At 68.8% G+C, this 15,132-nt stretch carries 15 protein-coding genes and 2 pseudogenes; 5 read left to right on the forward strand and 12 right to left on the reverse strand.

The genetic code is table 11. From position 1 onward, the window contains the following. Positions 1 to 101: 101 nt before the first annotated feature. The 3 genes and pseudogenes from ACZ5SK_RS47950 to ACZ5SK_RS47960 all read right to left on the reverse strand — a co-directional run bounded on the left by ACZ5SK_RS47950 (position 102) and on the right by ACZ5SK_RS47960 (position 2,711). Positions 102 to 1,013: a MerR family transcriptional regulator gene (locus ACZ5SK_RS47950; RefSeq protein ID WP_334573887.1), complete on the reverse strand. Its 912-nt coding sequence runs from the start codon at positions 1,011 to 1,013 to the stop codon at positions 102 to 104. A gap of 179 nt (positions 1,014 to 1,192) precedes the next feature. Next, positions 1,193 to 1,681, reverse strand: a pseudogene (locus tag ACZ5SK_RS47955) (IS5 family transposase); the annotation flags it as partial. 193 nt (positions 1,682 to 1,874) lie between these two features. Next, the gene (locus tag ACZ5SK_RS47960) at positions 1,875 to 2,711 is read right to left on the reverse strand and encodes an NAD(P)H-binding protein (RefSeq protein WP_334573889.1); all 837 of its coding nucleotides are present in this window, start codon (positions 2,709 to 2,711) and stop codon (positions 1,875 to 1,877) included. Between the two features lie 71 nt (positions 2,712 to 2,782). On the opposite strand from ACZ5SK_RS47960, the gene ACZ5SK_RS47965 reads away from it, so the two are divergent. Then, positions 2,783 to 3,112 (forward strand): transposase, encoded by a 330-nt coding sequence (locus tag ACZ5SK_RS47965; RefSeq protein WP_334573890.1) that lies wholly within the window; start codon positions 2,783 to 2,785, stop codon positions 3,110 to 3,112. After that, on the forward strand, positions 3,100 to 4,020 hold the full coding sequence (locus tag ACZ5SK_RS47970; RefSeq protein WP_334573891.1) for an IS3 family transposase: 921 nt from the start codon (positions 3,100 to 3,102) through the stop codon (positions 4,018 to 4,020). Before ACZ5SK_RS47965 ends, ACZ5SK_RS47970 begins: the two co-directional genes overlap by 13 nt. Here ACZ5SK_RS47970 and ACZ5SK_RS47975 read toward each other — a convergent pair. The 9 genes and pseudogenes from ACZ5SK_RS47975 to ACZ5SK_RS48015 all read right to left on the reverse strand — a co-directional run bounded on the left by ACZ5SK_RS47975 (position 3,937) and on the right by ACZ5SK_RS48015 (position 11,243). Further along, positions 3,937 to 4,653, reverse strand: a complete 717-nt coding sequence (locus ACZ5SK_RS47975) for a molybdopterin cofactor-binding domain-containing protein (RefSeq protein WP_443041177.1) — start codon at positions 4,651 to 4,653, stop codon at positions 3,937 to 3,939. The genes ACZ5SK_RS47970 and ACZ5SK_RS47975 overlap by 84 nt on opposite strands. A 38-nt stretch (positions 4,654 to 4,691) precedes the next feature. Further along, on the reverse strand, positions 4,692 to 5,675 hold the full coding sequence (locus ACZ5SK_RS47980) for an FAD binding domain-containing protein (protein WP_334581034.1): 984 nt from the start codon (positions 5,673 to 5,675) through the stop codon (positions 4,692 to 4,694). A gap of 7 nt (positions 5,676 to 5,682) precedes the next feature. Beyond that, positions 5,683 to 6,324: a (2Fe-2S)-binding protein gene (locus ACZ5SK_RS47985; RefSeq protein WP_334573893.1), complete on the reverse strand. Its 642-nt coding sequence runs from the start codon at positions 6,322 to 6,324 to the stop codon at positions 5,683 to 5,685. Between the two features lie 662 nt (positions 6,325 to 6,986). After that, positions 6,987 to 7,322 (reverse strand): alpha/beta fold hydrolase, encoded by a 336-nt coding sequence (locus ACZ5SK_RS47990; protein ID WP_334573895.1) that lies wholly within the window; start codon positions 7,320 to 7,322, stop codon positions 6,987 to 6,989. Positions 7,323 to 7,682: 360 nt separating this feature from the next. Beyond that, positions 7,683 to 7,808, reverse strand: a pseudogene (locus ACZ5SK_RS47995) (transposase); the annotation flags it as partial. An 85-nt stretch (positions 7,809 to 7,893) separates the two neighbouring features. Then, positions 7,894 to 8,394: a cupin domain-containing protein gene (locus ACZ5SK_RS48000; RefSeq protein WP_334573897.1), complete on the reverse strand. Its 501-nt coding sequence runs from the start codon at positions 8,392 to 8,394 to the stop codon at positions 7,894 to 7,896. Positions 8,395 to 8,645: 251 nt separating this feature from the next. Next, a complete protein-coding gene (locus ACZ5SK_RS48005; RefSeq protein WP_334573899.1) occupies positions 8,646 to 9,596 on the reverse strand; it encodes an alpha/beta hydrolase in 951 nt (316 codons plus the stop codon). A 29-nt stretch (positions 9,597 to 9,625) separates the two neighbouring features. After that, entirely contained in the window at positions 9,626 to 10,570 is a 945-nt protein-coding gene (locus ACZ5SK_RS48010; protein ID WP_334573901.1) for an NADP-dependent oxidoreductase, read from the reverse strand. A gap of 97 nt (positions 10,571 to 10,667) precedes the next feature. Beyond that, positions 10,668 to 11,243 carry an NAD(P)H-dependent oxidoreductase gene (locus ACZ5SK_RS48015; RefSeq protein WP_334573903.1) on the reverse strand — a complete coding sequence of 192 codons (576 nt, stop codon included), beginning with the start codon at positions 11,241 to 11,243 and terminating at the stop codon, positions 10,668 to 10,670. Positions 11,244 to 11,627: 384 nt separating this feature from the next. Here ACZ5SK_RS48015 and ACZ5SK_RS48020 point away from each other — a divergent pair, with 384 nt between their 5' ends. From ACZ5SK_RS48020 to ACZ5SK_RS48030, 3 genes are all read left to right on the forward strand, one after another. Next, a complete protein-coding gene (locus tag ACZ5SK_RS48020; RefSeq protein ID WP_334573905.1) occupies positions 11,628 to 12,131 on the forward strand; it encodes a MarR family winged helix-turn-helix transcriptional regulator in 504 nt (167 codons plus the stop codon). A 303-nt stretch (positions 12,132 to 12,434) separates the two neighbouring features. After that, positions 12,435 to 14,438, forward strand: coding sequence for an ATP-binding protein (locus ACZ5SK_RS48025; protein ID WP_334573907.1), 2,004 nt, complete (start codon positions 12,435 to 12,437; stop codon positions 14,436 to 14,438). A 76-nt stretch (positions 14,439 to 14,514) separates the two neighbouring features. Continuing rightward, a complete protein-coding gene (locus tag ACZ5SK_RS48030; protein WP_468158979.1) occupies positions 14,515 to 15,057 on the forward strand; it encodes an SRPBCC family protein in 543 nt (180 codons plus the stop codon). The last annotated feature ends 75 nt before the right edge of the window (positions 15,058 to 15,132 follow it).

The following is a 15,132-nucleotide window of genomic DNA, read 5'->3' on the forward strand; positions in this document are numbered from 1 at the left end:
GGCACCTGCACCACCTGCCAGCGCCCCCTGCCCAGAACAACCCCCACCAGCGAAAACCCAAGAGCCAGAACAACCTAACGGAGTCCTACTAGGGCCGTGTTTTAGGTAGCGGGTGGCTCTTGGGCGGATAGTTCTTCGGCCAGTTCCATACAGCGCAGGCGGGCTGGGGAGAAGTCGTAGGGCATCTTGCCGATGGCTTCGAGCACGCTCACGGAGTCAGCCTCCCGCCTGCCAGAGCTGAGGTCGGCCTCGTCCTCGCCGTCATCGGCGGTGGCAGGGTGCAAAGTGTCCCAGGCGTCGAAGAGGGCATCGTCGTCTTTCCCTAGGCCGGACTCCTCGATGACGGCCTGCAGGGCGCTTTCGAAGGCGTGCCGCTCGACGGCCACTTGAGCCACCCGTGGATCATCGACGGCGACGCTGTCATCGAGTGCCTCCTCGGCGTCATCGATGCGGTCGGAATCCTCCCGCAGAGTGGGATGCGTGGCCAGGATGACGAAGCGGGTGGCCTGGATGGCCGCGCCGAGCGGGCCGAAGACCCGCTCAGTGACCAGCAGACTGTCCAGGTCCGCCTGACGCAGGGAGCCCTCAGGCAGGCTCTTGAGGCGTTCGGTGACGAAGTCGGAGAGCAGGCCCATCCGGCTGCCTTCGGTGCGCATCCGCTGCACGGCGGTCCGCTGCCGCCGCAATTCCGCCTCCTGCTCGGCGAGGGTTTCCTCCAGCCGCTCCAGGATGCCCGCGATACCGTCTCCGCTGTCCGCACCGGCGGAAGCCGTGCCGGTGGTAAAGGCGTCACGGATGTCGTCCAGGGCGATCCCGGCGTCGGCCATCTTGCGAATCCACAGCAGGCGGATCATGTCCTCGTACCCGTAGCGGCGGCGGTCATCGCCGCCCCGCTCAGGCTCGGGGAGCAGGCCGATCTCGTGGTAATGGCGAATCGCCCGCGGCGTGGTGCCGGCGAAGGCCGCCGCGTCACCGATCTTGACCTGGCGAGGTGGCATGAACGGCGAATGCATGAGCAAGGACCTTTCCTCAAGGGACCGGGACGTAAGTCCACCGGACCACATGCCGCTACGGAAGGTGCAACCCCATACACACCGCCCCGCGCCAATGCCAGGAAACGCGCTGTTCCTCCGTAATGACCGCAGGCCCGTCCTTTCCTGCTGGGGCATCCGCACGACGGCAGACTGAGGGTTCACAACCACTGATAAATCGCCGCGACCTGAACCGTCGCCTCGAACCGAACTGCAAGTTCGTCGAACCGGGTCGCCACGGCCCGGTGCTGCTTGAGACGGCTGATCCCGCATTCGACCGCATGCCGGGCCTTGTGGTCCTCGCGGTCGAAGACGGGCGGACGGCCATCGCCACGGCCGCGGCGCCTGCGGTTGCGGACCTGACCGACCGGCTCAGGAATCGTGCACCTGATGCCACGTCTGCGCAGGTAGGCGCGATTCGCGCGTGAAGAGTACGCCTTATCGCCTCGCACCCGCAGCGGGCGGCTTCTCGGCCGGCCGACACCAAGCCGGGGCACACCGATCGCGTTCAGGACCGGCTCGAACTGCGGACTGTCACCGCGCTGCCCGGCGGTGATCAGCAGCGACAACGGCTTCTGTCCCTGCTCACACGCCAGATGAATCTTCGTGGTGAACCCGCCTCGCGACCTGCCCAGTCCATGGTCTTCCCGGCCTGCGAGACCACCCCACGGCCGCCGCCCTCGACACGGACACGCGGATACGACCCGCTACTCTTCTTCACCTGGAGATTGCTTCTTTCCTTGCAGCTGACAGGACCCTCGACAAGTCCCATCGTTGCAGGTCAGCAGCACTCTCCATTTATTTGATCAATACCCGGACAGACCCACTCGCGAAAGCGCGAGGTTAGGCGGTTGGTGCTGCCCACCGGGACGCCTGCTCCTGAACGAACTGGGTGAAGGTGCGCGGCGGATGGCCCGTCAGATCGAGCACCGCAGTGCTGACCTCGTCTTCCCGGCCGTCCCTGGCGCCGGCGTCGGCGGCGGCGAGGATCGCGGCGAACTGTGCGGGTATGCCCGCGGCCCGCAAATCGGCCGCCTGCTGGTCCTCACTGACGTGGACCACCCGGACCGGGCGTCCGGTGCAGGCGGTGATGATCGCTGCCGCCTCCGGGTAACTCAGCGCCTGCGGGCCGGTGAGCAGGTAGTCATGCTGATCGCCGGGGATGGCGTCAAGGCCGGACAGCAGGGCCGCAGCGGTCGCCGCGATGTCCCGCGCGTCGATCCAGCCCACCCGGCCGTCACCGGCGGCGGTGCGGATCTCACCGTCTCGCCGGATCCCCGTGCCCAGTGGGTGCGGGCTTAGGAAGTTCTGCATGAACCCGGACGGGCGCAGCACGACCCAGCCGGGCTGGGCCCGGACCTGGACGGCCAGTTTCGGCGCGCTGGGGGCAAGGGGGATGGCGGAGCCGAGAAGCACGACCTTGCGCACGCCGAGGCCCTGCGCCTCGGCCAGAAACGGACCGACCGACGGCATCGGGTCCGCACTCTGCACCGGAGGCACCAGGAAGACTCGGTCCTGTCCGTCCAGAGCGGCCTGATGCGTGGCCGGATCGCCCCAGTCAAACCGGATCGCGTCCGGGTCGCCAGCGTCCGGGTTGCGGCTGGCCACTCGAACCGGCACGCCTCTGCCGCGTAGCAGTCTTACCAGTTCGCGACCGGTTTTCCCGGTGCCACCGGTCACGAGTACGCCGGTCATCGGGTTGAGGTTCCCCTCCTACTGTGGAGACCGTGACCGGAGGGATAGTTGGGGTCATGGCATCCAAGAAGCGCCTCTACGATGCAGAGTTCCGCGAGGGGGCGGTACGGATCGTGACGGAGACCGGGAAGCCGATCCCGGAGGTGGCTGCGGATCTGGGCATTCATTCGGGGACACTGCACAGCTGGGTGTCTCGGGCTCGGCGCAACGGGTCGCCGTCGTCGGACAGGCCGTCGGCCGAACCCTCGGGTGGCCGGCTGCGGGAGAGTGAGCGGGCGGAGCTGGAACGGCTGCGGGCCGAGGCCAGGGAGAAGGACAAGCGCATCCGTGAGCTGGAGATGGAGCGTGATGTGTGCAAGCGATTCGTGGCCTTGTGGGTGAAGTAGCTGACACGGACCCCGCCGTCGCGGTCGGGGTGATCAGCAGCTGCAAGGCCGAGCAGAAGGTTCCATTCCGCACCGCCTGCCGGGCGTTGGGGGTGTCGGAGTCGTGGTTTTACAAGTGGCGCGGCCGCCCGCCCACCGCGCGGGAGACGCGGCGGCAGCACCTGGCGGAGGACATCGAGGAGATCTTCAACGGCTCAGGTGGCACCTACGGCTCGCCGAAGGTGTTCGTCGAGCTGGTGCGCCGGGGCTGGCGGGTGTCGGTGAACACCGTCGCGAAGGTAATGGCCGAGCTCGGGCTGGCGGGACGGAAGGTCCGCCGGCGCCGGTCGCTGACCAGGCCGGGCAAGCGGCCCGCGGCCCCGGACTTCGTCCGCCGGGACTTCACCGCCGAGGAGCCCGACCTCGTCTGGGCAGGTGACATGACCGAGATCGACACCGGCGAGGGCAAGCTCTACCTCGCTATCGTGATCGACCTGTTCTCCCGTCGGCTGCTTGGTTACGCGATGGGCGAGCGGCACGACGCCGAGCTGGTGGTGGCCTCACTCAACATGGCTGCGGCCACCCGGGGCGGCGACGTCCGCTGCGTGATCATGCACACGGACAGGGGCAGCGAGTACTGCTCCCGGACGTTCCAGCGGGCCTGCCGCAAGCTGGGCATCACCCAGTCCATGGGCAGAGTTGGATCTTGTTTCGACAATGCCGTGAGCGAGGCGTTCAACAGCGTGCTCAAGGTCGAGTACGTCCACCGGCACACCTTCGCCACCCGCACCGAGGCCCGGATCAGGATCGCCACCTGGATCACCGACTTCTACAACACCAGGCGGCTACACAGCGTATGCGGGTTCAAGAGCCCGCTCGACTACGAACGTGACTACCGAGCCACCCTCACCGAGGGACTGGCCGCATAGATCGTCTCCACGCTGCGAGGGGATTGACAGTATCCCGAATTCGCCCGCCATGTTGAACGCGGCGAACTGGACCGCCTGGGTCTTCTCCCAGAGGGTGAGCCTGTTCCCGTCCCAGCGGGCGACGATGCCGGCTGGTTCCATCGCGTTGTGGTGCTGGCGGGCCATCCGGTACGCCAGGTCGAGCTGGACGTCGGCGGATCTCAGTGCCTGGTCCGCGTCGCCCCGTGCATAGGTCTCGGGTTCGTCGGCGGGAGGCGCCGCGCTCATGTCCGTCGAGGGGTGCTCGGCGTGGTAGGTGACCTGCACCAGGCTCGCTGCGTGCTGGGCGACCTCGAGCGTCGTGGCCACCACGACCGCGACGGGCTGTCCGAAGAAGCGGACTTGGTCGTCCTGAAAGGCCCTCAGCGGCTCGCCCGGGGGGTATCCGTTACTTTCGACGGGCGGAAGCCTGGGCGCGTTGAGGTGGCTGATGACGGTAAGGACACCGGGTTGAGCGAGGGCGGGACCTGCGTCGATGGCGGTGATACGGCCGCGGCCGACGCTGCTGTCAACGATGACCGCGTGAACGACGCCGTCAGGGTTGTTGTCGCCAGCATACTTCGCTTTCCCGGTGACCCGCAGCCGTGCGTCCACCCGGGCCACGGACGCGCCGACGGCGGCTTGTGACTGGCTCATGAGGTGCCTCCGACGGTGCGCAGTTGCTGCTCGACGGTACGTTTGAGCAGCTCGACCTTGAAGCCGTTGTGCCTGAGGGGGTGCGCGCCTTCGGCCGCATGGCCGGCAGCCTTGTGCCACAGCAGGGCGGAAGGATGCTCGCCGATGAGGGCTTGTTCGACGGCCGGCAGCTTCCAGGGCACCGTGCCCACACCGCCGGCGGCGACCTTCGCATCGAGGATCAATCCGCCGCGGATGTGGAGTGCCACCGCGGCCGAGGTCAGCGCGAACTCGTAGGACTGGCGGTCGCGGACCTTCAGATACCCGGACTTCAGCGGGCGGGGTAGCGCGGGAATCTCCACCGACGTAATCAACTCCCCCGGCTGAAGCGCCTGTTCGCGCTCGGGCGTGCTGCCGGGCTGAAGCAGGAAGTCCGTGATGGGGAGGATGCGCCTGCCCTTGTCCGGAGCCGTCAGGTGGACGCTCGCCTCCAATGCGGCGAGCGCGACAGCCAGATCGGACGGATGTGTGGCCACGCATTGGTCGGAGGTGCCGAGGATCGCGTGGCTGCGGTTGAAGCCGCTCAGTGCGGCGCAGCCGGAACCGGGCTCGCGTTTGTTGCAGTCGGCGGTCACGTCCCGGAAGTACGTGCAGCGGGTGCGCTGCATCAGGTTCCCGCCGATGGTGGCCATGTTGCGCAGCTGGGCTGAGGCGCTCAGCTCCAGCGCCTGGGAGATGACCGGGTAGCTGGCACGTATGGCGGGGTGAGCTGCGGCTTCCGCCATGCGGACCAAGGCGCCGATGCGTAAGCCGCCGTCCTCGGTCCGGTCCACATCGTGCAGCGGCAGAGCTGTGATGTCGACCAGGACCTCAGGGCGCTCCACGGTTTCGCGCATCAAGTCGACCAGGGTGGTGCCGCCTGCTATGTACCGGCCGCCACGCCCACCGGCATGGAGGGCTTCCGTGGTGTCGGATGCCTTGGTGATGGTGAAGGGGTGCATCGCCACCTCAGTTCCGGCCCGCGGCCTGCTCGACCGCGCGAACGATCTTGACGTAACAGCCACAGCGGCAGAGGTTCCCGCTCATCCACTCCCGGATCTCCTCGGACGTTGCGGTGTGGCCTTCCTTGATACAGCCGACACCGGACACGATCTGGCCCGAGGTGCAGAAGCCGCACTGATAGGCGTCCTGGTCTATGAACGCTTGCTGCAACGGATGCAGTTGGTCGCCGTCAGCCAGTCCCTCGATGGTGGTGACCTCCACACCGTCCAGTCGGACGGCCAGGGTCAGACATGAGTTGACGCGGTGGCCATCGACCAGGACGGTGCAGGCGCCGCAGGCTCCGGCATTGCAGCCCTTCTTCGAACCGGTTAGGTCGAGGTGTTCGCGCAGCAGGTCGAGCAGAGAAGTGCGGTTGTCGACGGTGACAGCGTGCCGGACGCCGTTGATCGTCAGATGGACGGTGCCGCCAGGAGGCCCCTCGGCGGCCACCGCTTCCCGGCCGCCGAGGGCAGTCGGCGCCGCGACCAGTCCGCCGGCGAGGACGGTCCCCGAGACAGCCGTGGCTGTGGTGATGAACGTGCGCCGAGACGGTACCGGAGCGGCCTCGGCAGAAAGAGATCTATCGGGATCGGGATTTTCGACGGACACGCTCACTCTCCTTCAGGGTGAGGGCTGTGGGTTCGGCGGCCGGCGTGCCTGTTTCTCGGTTCGAGGGGCCGCAGGATGGCCATGGCTGGTCCATCGAGATCCGGGGACGGCCGCCCGCCTGGCTCCCACCCTGCCTTGCACCACTGCCCGGTCTTTGCGTCTTGCAGTGTTCACTCGTGCTCAGCACTGCCCAACACCGGAAACGCTGCCGTTCTCGGCGAACTGGACATGCGCGGCGGGAGGATGGCTGTTTCGCCATACGTCGTGTGCTCGACTGATCAAGCGTCGCCGGATTGCGCGCGCGCCGCTGCGGCGGCCTCCTCGACGCAGCGCGGCTCTGTGAGGAGGAAGTGGCTGGAAGTGGAGGTCGGGATGCACCACGTTGCGGCTGGCGAGTGCCGCCCGCCGGGGCGGCATGGCCAGCAACGTGGACTTGTCGATGCCTCTGGGTTGTACAGGTATGCACCATGGGAAGCGTCTGCCGCTGCCGACAGCATCCCGTCGAATATCGCTCGCTCCGGTTCCGGGCACCAGCGCATCGGCTCGTGCTGCTGCCGGCCTGTCCCAGTCTCCTCACACTCAACGCCGCATACCGCAACAGGCTCATCGCGCCGCGATGTGAGCCAACCAGCAGTACAACAGGTCCCGGTTTTCCAGACCTGTCAGATGCGCCCGGCGGGCCGGGGCGAGGCAGCCAGGAAGGGCAGCAGCTCGCGGGCGAAGGCATCGGGTCGTTCCTCGGGTACGAAGTGGCCACTGCCCGCAATCACCGCCCCGGTCAGGTGCGGCGCTGCCGTGTCCAGGCTGTTGGCGAGTCGAGCGCCTGAGCTGTGCTCGCCGCCCACGGCGAGTACTGGCATGGGAAGGGTTCCTCCGGTTTCGTGCCAGGCCCGGTGGACCCCGTAGCGGCGGGAGAGTTCGCGGATCGACAGCTTCTCCATACGCGCATCCCGGCGGATCGCCGCGAAGAGCTCAACCTTGGTTCTCGGGCCGTCCATCCGGGCCCCCTGACTGTCGGAGCACAACGATGCTCCCAACGCAACACCGCCCCTGGGGCCACTTCAGACGAACACTCATTTCCCGATCAAGCCCCTGGGGCCACCGAACTCGTTCCACCGGGGCCAGAGAAGCCGTTCAGAGCCACGTGTGGCTCTACGTTTGCGCCGAACAGGACATGGAGGGGCATGGAAGTCTCCTGAGCGACCGGTGCTTGCTCGACGTCGGCCGCCGTCTCGGGAGCGGGAAAGGACACTGGTCCGCCGTCGCCTCGGAGGCAGCGCCTTCGAGACCGCCCGGCAGCCATGTGTGGCGGCTGTTCCGGCAGGGGTGCTCGGGTCCGTGAGCAGTTCACGGCCAGGGCGGATCGTGCGGCGCTGCTCCTTGTGGCTGGCGTGGTCGGTGCCGTCGAGTGCGAAGTGGCGCAGGGTGGTGAACTGGGCCTCGATACGGTTGAGCCAGGGCCTGTTGGTCGGGGTGTAGGCGATGGATCCGAAGGATCTTGTCCTGGCTGTCCAGCTCAGCGAAGTACTTCACCCTGTCGACCGGTGCCGGGCTTGTCGGCTCTGCCACTCACAGGAACTCGCTCCGGTAGGCCGAGGCCAACTCGGCCGCGCGGCGGCGGCGCTCCGCGAGCTCGTCCTGCGACAGCTGTGGCGGCGGCGCGTCCTTGCCTGCGACGACATCGCCGATGCGCGTGAAGTACTCGTCCTGGCCTGCCGGGGTGCACATGCACAGCATGCGGGCCGGCGCACCCGAGATGTTGCGGAAGTTGTGCGGGGCGTTGGCCGGGATGTTGATCGTGGACCCGGCCCGTACGGTGTGCTTCTCGCCGCGGAAGGTGAACTCGATCTCGCCCTCGAGGATCGTGAACATCTCCTCGAAGTCGTGCCGGTGCGGGGGCGGGCCGCCGCCGTCGGGGACGCGCATGTCGATCAGGCAGTACCGGCCGTCGGTCTGCTCGCCGGTGACCAGCATGGCGTACGTGTTGCCCACCAAAGAGATGTACGTCGTTGCGGGATCGTCGGGGTCCGCCACGGTCAGCGAGCGGGTCAGGTCGTCGTCGGGGATCATCGAATCGTCTCCTTCAGAGGTCAGTCAGGTGAGGATCAGGTGCCGGGCAGCTCTCATGGAGTCCGGCAGTCTCCCGGCCGTCGATGCGCATGCGGCGCGAAGCGGGATTCCGGCCCGGCCGCGCGGTGCTTCAGTGTGTTCGTGCCGATGTCCGAGAGACTCCATCGTGGCGGGCAACGGGGTGCGGGCCACCTGTGTGGAGCGCCTGCATACCCCTCCTGCGGCATGGGGTGAGCGCGCTCGGTGGCGGCTCAGATGGATTTGAGGACGCGGATGCGGTCGGTGATGGCGCGGCGGGCGACGTCGGAGGTGAAGGCGATGGAGTCGAACTCGTGCGGGGCGCCGGGGTGCAGGTGGAATTCGACCGGCACGCCGGCGCGGCTGAGTTTGGTGGCGTATGCGGCGTCTTCGTCGCGGAAGACGTCGAGCTGGCCGACCTCGATGTAGGCCGGCGGCAGGCCGGTGGCGTCCTCGAGCCGGGCCGGGGCCGCCGTGACCGGGACGTCGGGCCCGCCGGCGGCCTCGCCGAGCAGGGCGGGCCAGGCGGTGAGGCTGTCGTCGTAGGACCACAGCAGGTAGGGCGCGATGTGGGGATCGGGGGTGGTGGTGCGGTCGTCGAGCATCGGCATGATGAGGATCTGGCGGGCGATCTTCGGGCCGCCGCGCTCGCGGGCGAGGATCGTCAGTCCTGCGGCCATGCCGCCGCCCGCGCTGTCCCCCATCACACCGATCCGGTCGCGGTCGACGCCGAGTTCGGCGGCGTGTGCGTGCAGCCAGCGCAGTGCGCTGTAGGCGTCCTCGAGCGGGGTCGGGAAGGGGTGCTCGGGGGCGCGGCGGTACTCGACCGACAGCATGGGCACGCCGCTGGCGGAGACGTAGCGGGAGACCGGGCCGTCGAACAGGTCGATGTGGCCGAAGATGTATCCGCCGCCGTGGAAGAACAGCACGGCCGGGCCCGGCGCCGCGCCGTCCTTGGTGTACCAGCGCATGGTGATCCGCGCGCCGTCGCCCGCAGTCGTGTGGTGCTCGCTGCTCTTGACGTCGTCCGGAATCGGCTGGGCCGTTCCCGCGGCGCCGATGATCGGCTCCCACATGGCGCGCCGCGCCGCGATGTCGCCTACGGCCGGTGGTGTGGCGTCCGCCATCGCGCCGGCCATTGGGGCCAGCGCCTGGGCGATTTCGGGATCCAGACTGAGTGCCATGGTCTTTCCCTTTCGGCGGAGGATCGGCGTCAGTCGGCGGACGGGACCACGATGACCTTGCCGTGCACCGCGCCTTCGGAGGCCCGGGCGTGGAGCGCGGGGAGTTCGGCCAGCAGTACCCGCTCGGCGACGTCGACGCGCAGCTCGCCGCGGTCGATCAGCGCCACCAGTTGGGCCAGTTGGTCGGCATCGCTGCGGACGAAGAGGTCGATGCCGCGCACGTCGCGCTCCTCGTCACTGGGGGCGGGCATCCACACCGTGGTGTTCACGACGACCCCGCCGGGACGGACCAGGGTGACCAGCGAGGCCAGTTCGTCCGGAGCGACCGGTGCGAGGTTGAGTGCGATGTCGACCGGTTCGGTCACCGCTACGGTCACGCCGGTGGTGGTGTGGTCGATGACCTCGTCGGCGCCGGCCGATGTGACCGCCTCGCTGCTGCGCGGGCCGGCTGTGGCGATGACGTGGGCGCCGGCGTTCTTGGCCAGCTGCACGGCGTAGCCGCCGACCGCTCCGCCGGCGCCGTTGATCAGTACGCGTTGCCCGGCTGTCAGCTTGGCGTGGTCGAAGAGCGCCTGGTACGCGGTCAGGCCCACCAGCGGCAGCGCGGCGGCGTCGGCCAGGAGGACGCTCTTGGGGGCCGGGGTCAGGACGTCGGCCGGCGCGAGAACGTACTGCGCGGCGGCGCCGTTGCCGTCCATCGGCAGGAAGCCGACGACGTCGTCGCCGACCGCGATGCCCTCCACGCCCTCACCCAGCGCGTCGATGGTGCCTGCGACGTCGATGCCGGGAGTGTGGGGCAGCTGCACCGGTATGGGGCCCCGCATGAAGCCCCCGCGGATGTTGCCGTCGACGGGGTTGAACGACGTCGCGGCGACGCGGATGCGGACCTCTCCGGCCCCGGGGACGGGCTGCTCCACGTCCTCGTAGCGCAGGACGCTCGGGTCGCCGTACTCGTGGAAACGCACTGCCTTCATTTCGGTTCTCACCTTCGCTGCTGTCGATTTTCCTTCGAATTCGAAGCAACTATGGATGACGATACATCTACTTCGAATTCGAAGCAAGTGTTGCGGGTTACTGCCGGTGCGAGCGCATCGCCGCGGCGAGTTCGACGGCGGCTCGGTCGATGCAGGCGCGCAGCCGCGCCGCGCCGCTGAGCGCCGTGGCCCGCCAGTCGACGGGGCTTGCGACGACGACCGTGGGCACAGGGTCGGCGTGCACGGCGGTCAGGCGCCTGCGCATCACCTGTGTGATGTCGGGTGGCTGCCGGTCGGAACTGCTGTTAAGCGCCAGCAGCACCGGCATGTCAGAGAGGACTCCGTGCCCGAGGATGGCGAGGAACGAGTCGAACACCTCGCTCGGAGATGCGGCGCGCACCGGGGTCGCCACCACCAGCCCGTCGGCCGCAACGACCGCCGCGATCGCCTCCCACAGGTCGAGACTGATGCGGCCCTGGATGGAGTGCCGGGCGAGGTCGGCCGCCAGCCGGTGCAGCTCCAGCACCTCCACCTCGGCGCGCACCCCCCCGGCCGCCAGTGACCGGCACACCGCCTCCGTGACCCAGTCCGCGAGACGGCGAGCCGGACGTGGACATCCGACACCGGCGCTCACCACGGCCAAGGACACCGGAGCCCACGCGGCAGCGCTCATCCCGGCATCGTGTTCATGGCTTCTGTGCTGCGGCCGGGCTGTCGTGCCGTCACCGGGGAGGGCCGAGGACGACGTTGCGCCAGGCAGGGATGTTCATGGCCGGTCCTCGGGATACGTGGGCGGCGGCGCCGTCCTTGTGCTCGTAACCCTGTGCCGCGGCACTGCCCGATCTCCATGTTCTGCGGTGCTCAGTCGGGCTCAACGCTGCCCACACCTTGCGCTCACGAGGTCACGCCATCGGGCCTGGGAGACCCTCGCGCCCGTCCGCTCCACCTGCCGGGGTGGCACCGGAACTCGCGGAGGAGTTCAGTTCCGGTTCCTCCTGTAGTGACTGGAACCGCCACCCTGACACATTCTTCGAATTCGAAGCAGTAGACTTCGGGCATGTCCGATTCACCGCCGTCGCTCGACCCCGTGCAGCTCGGCGCCTACTTCGACCTCATCGAGGTGACCAGCCTGCTCCGGCACGCCGTCGAGCAGCAGCTGCGCGAGGCCGGTGATCTCAGCTATGTGCAGTTCCAGCTGCTGGCCCGCCTCGGGGACTCACCGACGGGCAGCCACCGCATGACCGACCTGGCCGACGGCGTCGTCTACAGCCGCAGTGGCCTGACCTATCAGGTGGATCTGCTCCAGAAGGAGGGCCTGGTCGTCCGCGCTCCCTCGCCGGACGACGAGCGGAGCATCACCGTCACCCTCACCGATGCCGGGCGTGCGCTGCTTGCGAAGGTGCTGCCGGGTCACGTCGAGGTGGTCAGCCGCCTCCTGTTCGAGCCGCTTTCGCGCGACGACGTCAAAGCTCTCGCCGGCCTGCTGGCTCCGGTGCGCGACCACATGCGCTCCATGCCGTCCCGCTCGGCCGCGCCTCGCCGCCGTAAAGCTGGAGCATGAGGACTCGGCCCAGGCCACGCAGTAGGGACACGGCATGTCCCGCTCGGCGCAGGGCCACGGGGAAGCGACGAGCCACGCCGAGGACAGGGACTCAGGCGTAGCACCTGGACGACGTCGAGTCGGCGCTGCATACCGGCGAGCAGCGCTCTCCATCCCATGAGCTGCCCCGCACTCGGCGCTACTCACGTGGAAAGCGCTTCATCGAACCGATCTTCGACGGCAAAATGAGCCTGACGAAAGGAGCTCGGATTGGGTGCGAGGGGCTTGGCGGACCGGCTGGCGGAGGCTCGAGCCGGAGCGCTGGTGGGCAGAGAACAGGAACGGGCGGTGCTCGACCGGATGCTGTCGGGCGCGGCGCACGCTCCGCTCGTCGCCTACCTGCACGGCCCCGGCGGCATCGGCAAGTCCTCGCTCGTGCGCTACGCCGCCCGGCAGGCGGAACTCGCGGGCCGCCGCGTGGTGCACGTGGACGGACGGTTCCTCGACGCCGACCCGCGCAGGCTGGAGGAGGCCGCCGCCCCGGCGTGCGCCGAACCTGGGGCGGTGCTGCTCATCGACACCTTCGAACAGTGCCAGCCCCTCGAGACGTGGCTGCGCGAGACCTTCCTGCCGCGGCTCGCCGACCATGCGATCGTGGTGGTGGCCGGCAGGACCGCCCCCGACGCCGAATGGTCACTGGACCCCGGGTGGGCGCAACTGTTCACCGAACTGCCGATACGGCCGCTCGATCCCGCCGAGTCCGACGCCCTGCTCGCCGCCCGGGGTGTCCCCGCCGAGCAGCGCGGCGCCTTCGTCGCCTTCGCCGGAGGCAGCCCGCTCGCCCTCTCGCTGGCCGCCTCCGTGCCTCCGGCGGCACCCGGCGCACTGTGGGAGCCGACCGGCGACATCCTGACGACCCTGGTCAAGCGGCTGGTCGGTGACCTGCCCAGCGCCGTCCACCGACGCGCCCTCGAGGTCGTCGCGCAGACCTACGTCACCCGCGAGCCCCTGCTGCGCGCCGTACTGGGTGACGAGGATACCCATACGGTGTTCGCCTGGCTGCGCCAGCTGCCCTACATCGAGGTCACACCGGAAGGGCTGCACCCGCACGACGCGGTGCGGGCGACCCTCGAGGCCGACCTGCGCTGGCGGGACCCCGAGCGCTACGACGACATCCGCGCCCGCATCTCCCTCGCCGGCCTGCACGCCGTGCGCTCCGCCACCGCCGACGACGCGCTCTTACGAATCGCGGAATGGATGTTCCTCTTCCGCGACCACGACCGCCCGGACAACCTGTACGACCACCGGAAGCACCCCCACATCGAGGACGCTCCGCTGCGGCCCGAAGACGTGCCCGCCGTGCTGCGTATGGCCGAGGAGGTCGAGGGCCCGGCATCGGCAGCCGCGGTCGCGCACTGGCTGCGCCGCCAGCCGGAGGCCTTCCGCGTCCACCGCTACACGAGCTCCACCACACCCGTTGCATTTATGGCCATCCTGCGGCTGGACGCACCGCTGCCCGAGGACCGCGCCGCAGACCCGGTGATCGCGGCAGTCTGGGACCTCGTGGAGACGGCCGCTCCCCTGGGACCGGGCGAACACCTCGGCATCCGCCGCTTCGCGGTGCAACCCGGCGGGCGACAGCGGCCCTCACCCCTGATGGAACTCAGCAGCCGGCGCACCATCGCCGAGGAGATGAGGAGCCACGGACGCGCGGTGACCTTCACCGTCTTCGAAGACGCCGACCGGTGGGCACGCTACCTCGCCGAGGCCGGAATACCGGAAGTCGCGGCCGTGGACGTCGGCGGCCTGCGACAGCACGTCTTCGGCCGGGACTGGCGACGGCAGACGGTGGAAGAGTGGGTGCAACACTGGGCGCGCACCGCACTCACGCCCCTGACGACATGGCCCGCAACCGCCTCCGCGAGTGGCCCGGGCGACCAGCTGCCGCGACCCGCGTTCGCGGAAGGCGTTCTCGAGGCACTGCGCACCTGGCACACCCCGCGCGAATTCGCGACCAGCGCCCTGCTGCACTCCCATCTCGTGACGCCCGGCTCACCCGACCCGACCGCCGACCTGCGCGGCGCCATCACCACCGCCCTCGACGCGATACAGATCGACCCAGCGGGCGTCAAAGCCCACGAGGCCCTCACCACCACCTACATCACGGCCTCCCGCACTCACAGGGCTGCCGCCCGACGACTCGGGGTGCCCTATGGCACCTACCGGCGTCACCTTGCTCTGGCCAAGGAACGCCTCACCGAACAACTGCTGCGACAACCGGCCACGACACCCACACCGACGCCGCCACGCCAGTTGCCGAGGGAGTGACCGGTGGGCAGCGCTGAGCACGGCTGAGCAGCCCACATGTGTGCCTCGGGCAGGCGCTGGCCGCGATGCTCGTGGCATGACCAAAACGAGTGTCCCGATCACCGTCTTCGCCCGTACAACGTCCAGCCCTGCCCACACCTACCAGGTCATCGTGCCGATCGCCCTCGCCCAGGTGTTCAAGCCGTGGGGACCGCTGCCCGGCGTCGCGGAAGTGCGCGACCAGACCGGCACCTGGAACCGGCCGGGGACGTCGCGCCAGACCTGGTTCACCGACGGCTCCAAGGCCGACGAGCGGCTTACCGAGATCGCGGAGGGGCACGGGTTCGCCCACGAGCTGAGTGGCTTCACCAACGTGCTGGCCAAGCTGACCTCCGGGGGTGCGCGGCGAGTGGTCGTTCCTGCCCGATGGCACCGGCACGTCGATCCGGTGGACCTACGACTTCCGGCCGGTGCCCGGCCGCCGCTGGATCGTCGCGGGGCCGTTCAAGCAGCTCTGGATCCGCTACATGCGCGCTGCACTCACCAGGATGGTGACCGTGGTGCAGGAAACGCCCAATGCCATCATGGAGGAGTGAGCGACCTGAGCTTCGGCGCCTTAGCCTCAATACCAGTGACTTAAGGGTTTCGGCTGGTAGCGTGGCATCCAGGAGGTGCTGGATGCCACGCCCTGGGCAGGTCAAGCCGGAGACGGATG

The organism is Streptomyces sp. NPDC031474 (assembly GCF_055581185.1).

Coding starts and splice junctions, on each gene's coding strand:
- ACZ5SK_RS47980 (WP_334581034.1), bottom strand. CDS start 5,675: ATGCACCCCTTCACCATCACCAAGGCATCCGACACCACGGAAGCCCTC.
- ACZ5SK_RS47990 (WP_334573895.1), bottom strand. CDS start 7,322: ATGGACGGCCCGAGAACCAAGGTTGAGCTCTTCGCGGCGATCCGCCGG.
- ACZ5SK_RS48030 (WP_468158979.1), top strand. CDS start 14,515: ATGACCAAAACGAGTGTCCCGATCACCGTCTTCGCCCGTACAACGTCC.
- ACZ5SK_RS47950 (WP_334573887.1), bottom strand. CDS start 1,013: ATGCATTCGCCGTTCATGCCACCTCGCCAGGTCAAGATCGGTGACGCG.
- ACZ5SK_RS48020 (WP_334573905.1), top strand. CDS start 11,628: ATGTCCGATTCACCGCCGTCGCTCGACCCCGTGCAGCTCGGCGCCTAC.
- ACZ5SK_RS48005 (WP_334573899.1), bottom strand. CDS start 9,596: ATGGCACTCAGTCTGGATCCCGAAATCGCCCAGGCGCTGGCCCCAATG.
- ACZ5SK_RS48000 (WP_334573897.1), bottom strand. CDS start 8,394: ATGATCCCCGACGACGACCTGACCCGCTCGCTGACCGTGGCGGACCCC.
- ACZ5SK_RS47965 (WP_334573890.1), top strand. CDS start 2,783: ATGGCATCCAAGAAGCGCCTCTACGATGCAGAGTTCCGCGAGGGGGCG.
- ACZ5SK_RS48010 (WP_334573901.1), bottom strand. CDS start 10,570: ATGAAGGCAGTGCGTTTCCACGAGTACGGCGACCCGAGCGTCCTGCGC.
- ACZ5SK_RS48015 (WP_334573903.1), bottom strand. CDS start 11,243: ATGAGCGCTGCCGCGTGGGCTCCGGTGTCCTTGGCCGTGGTGAGCGCC.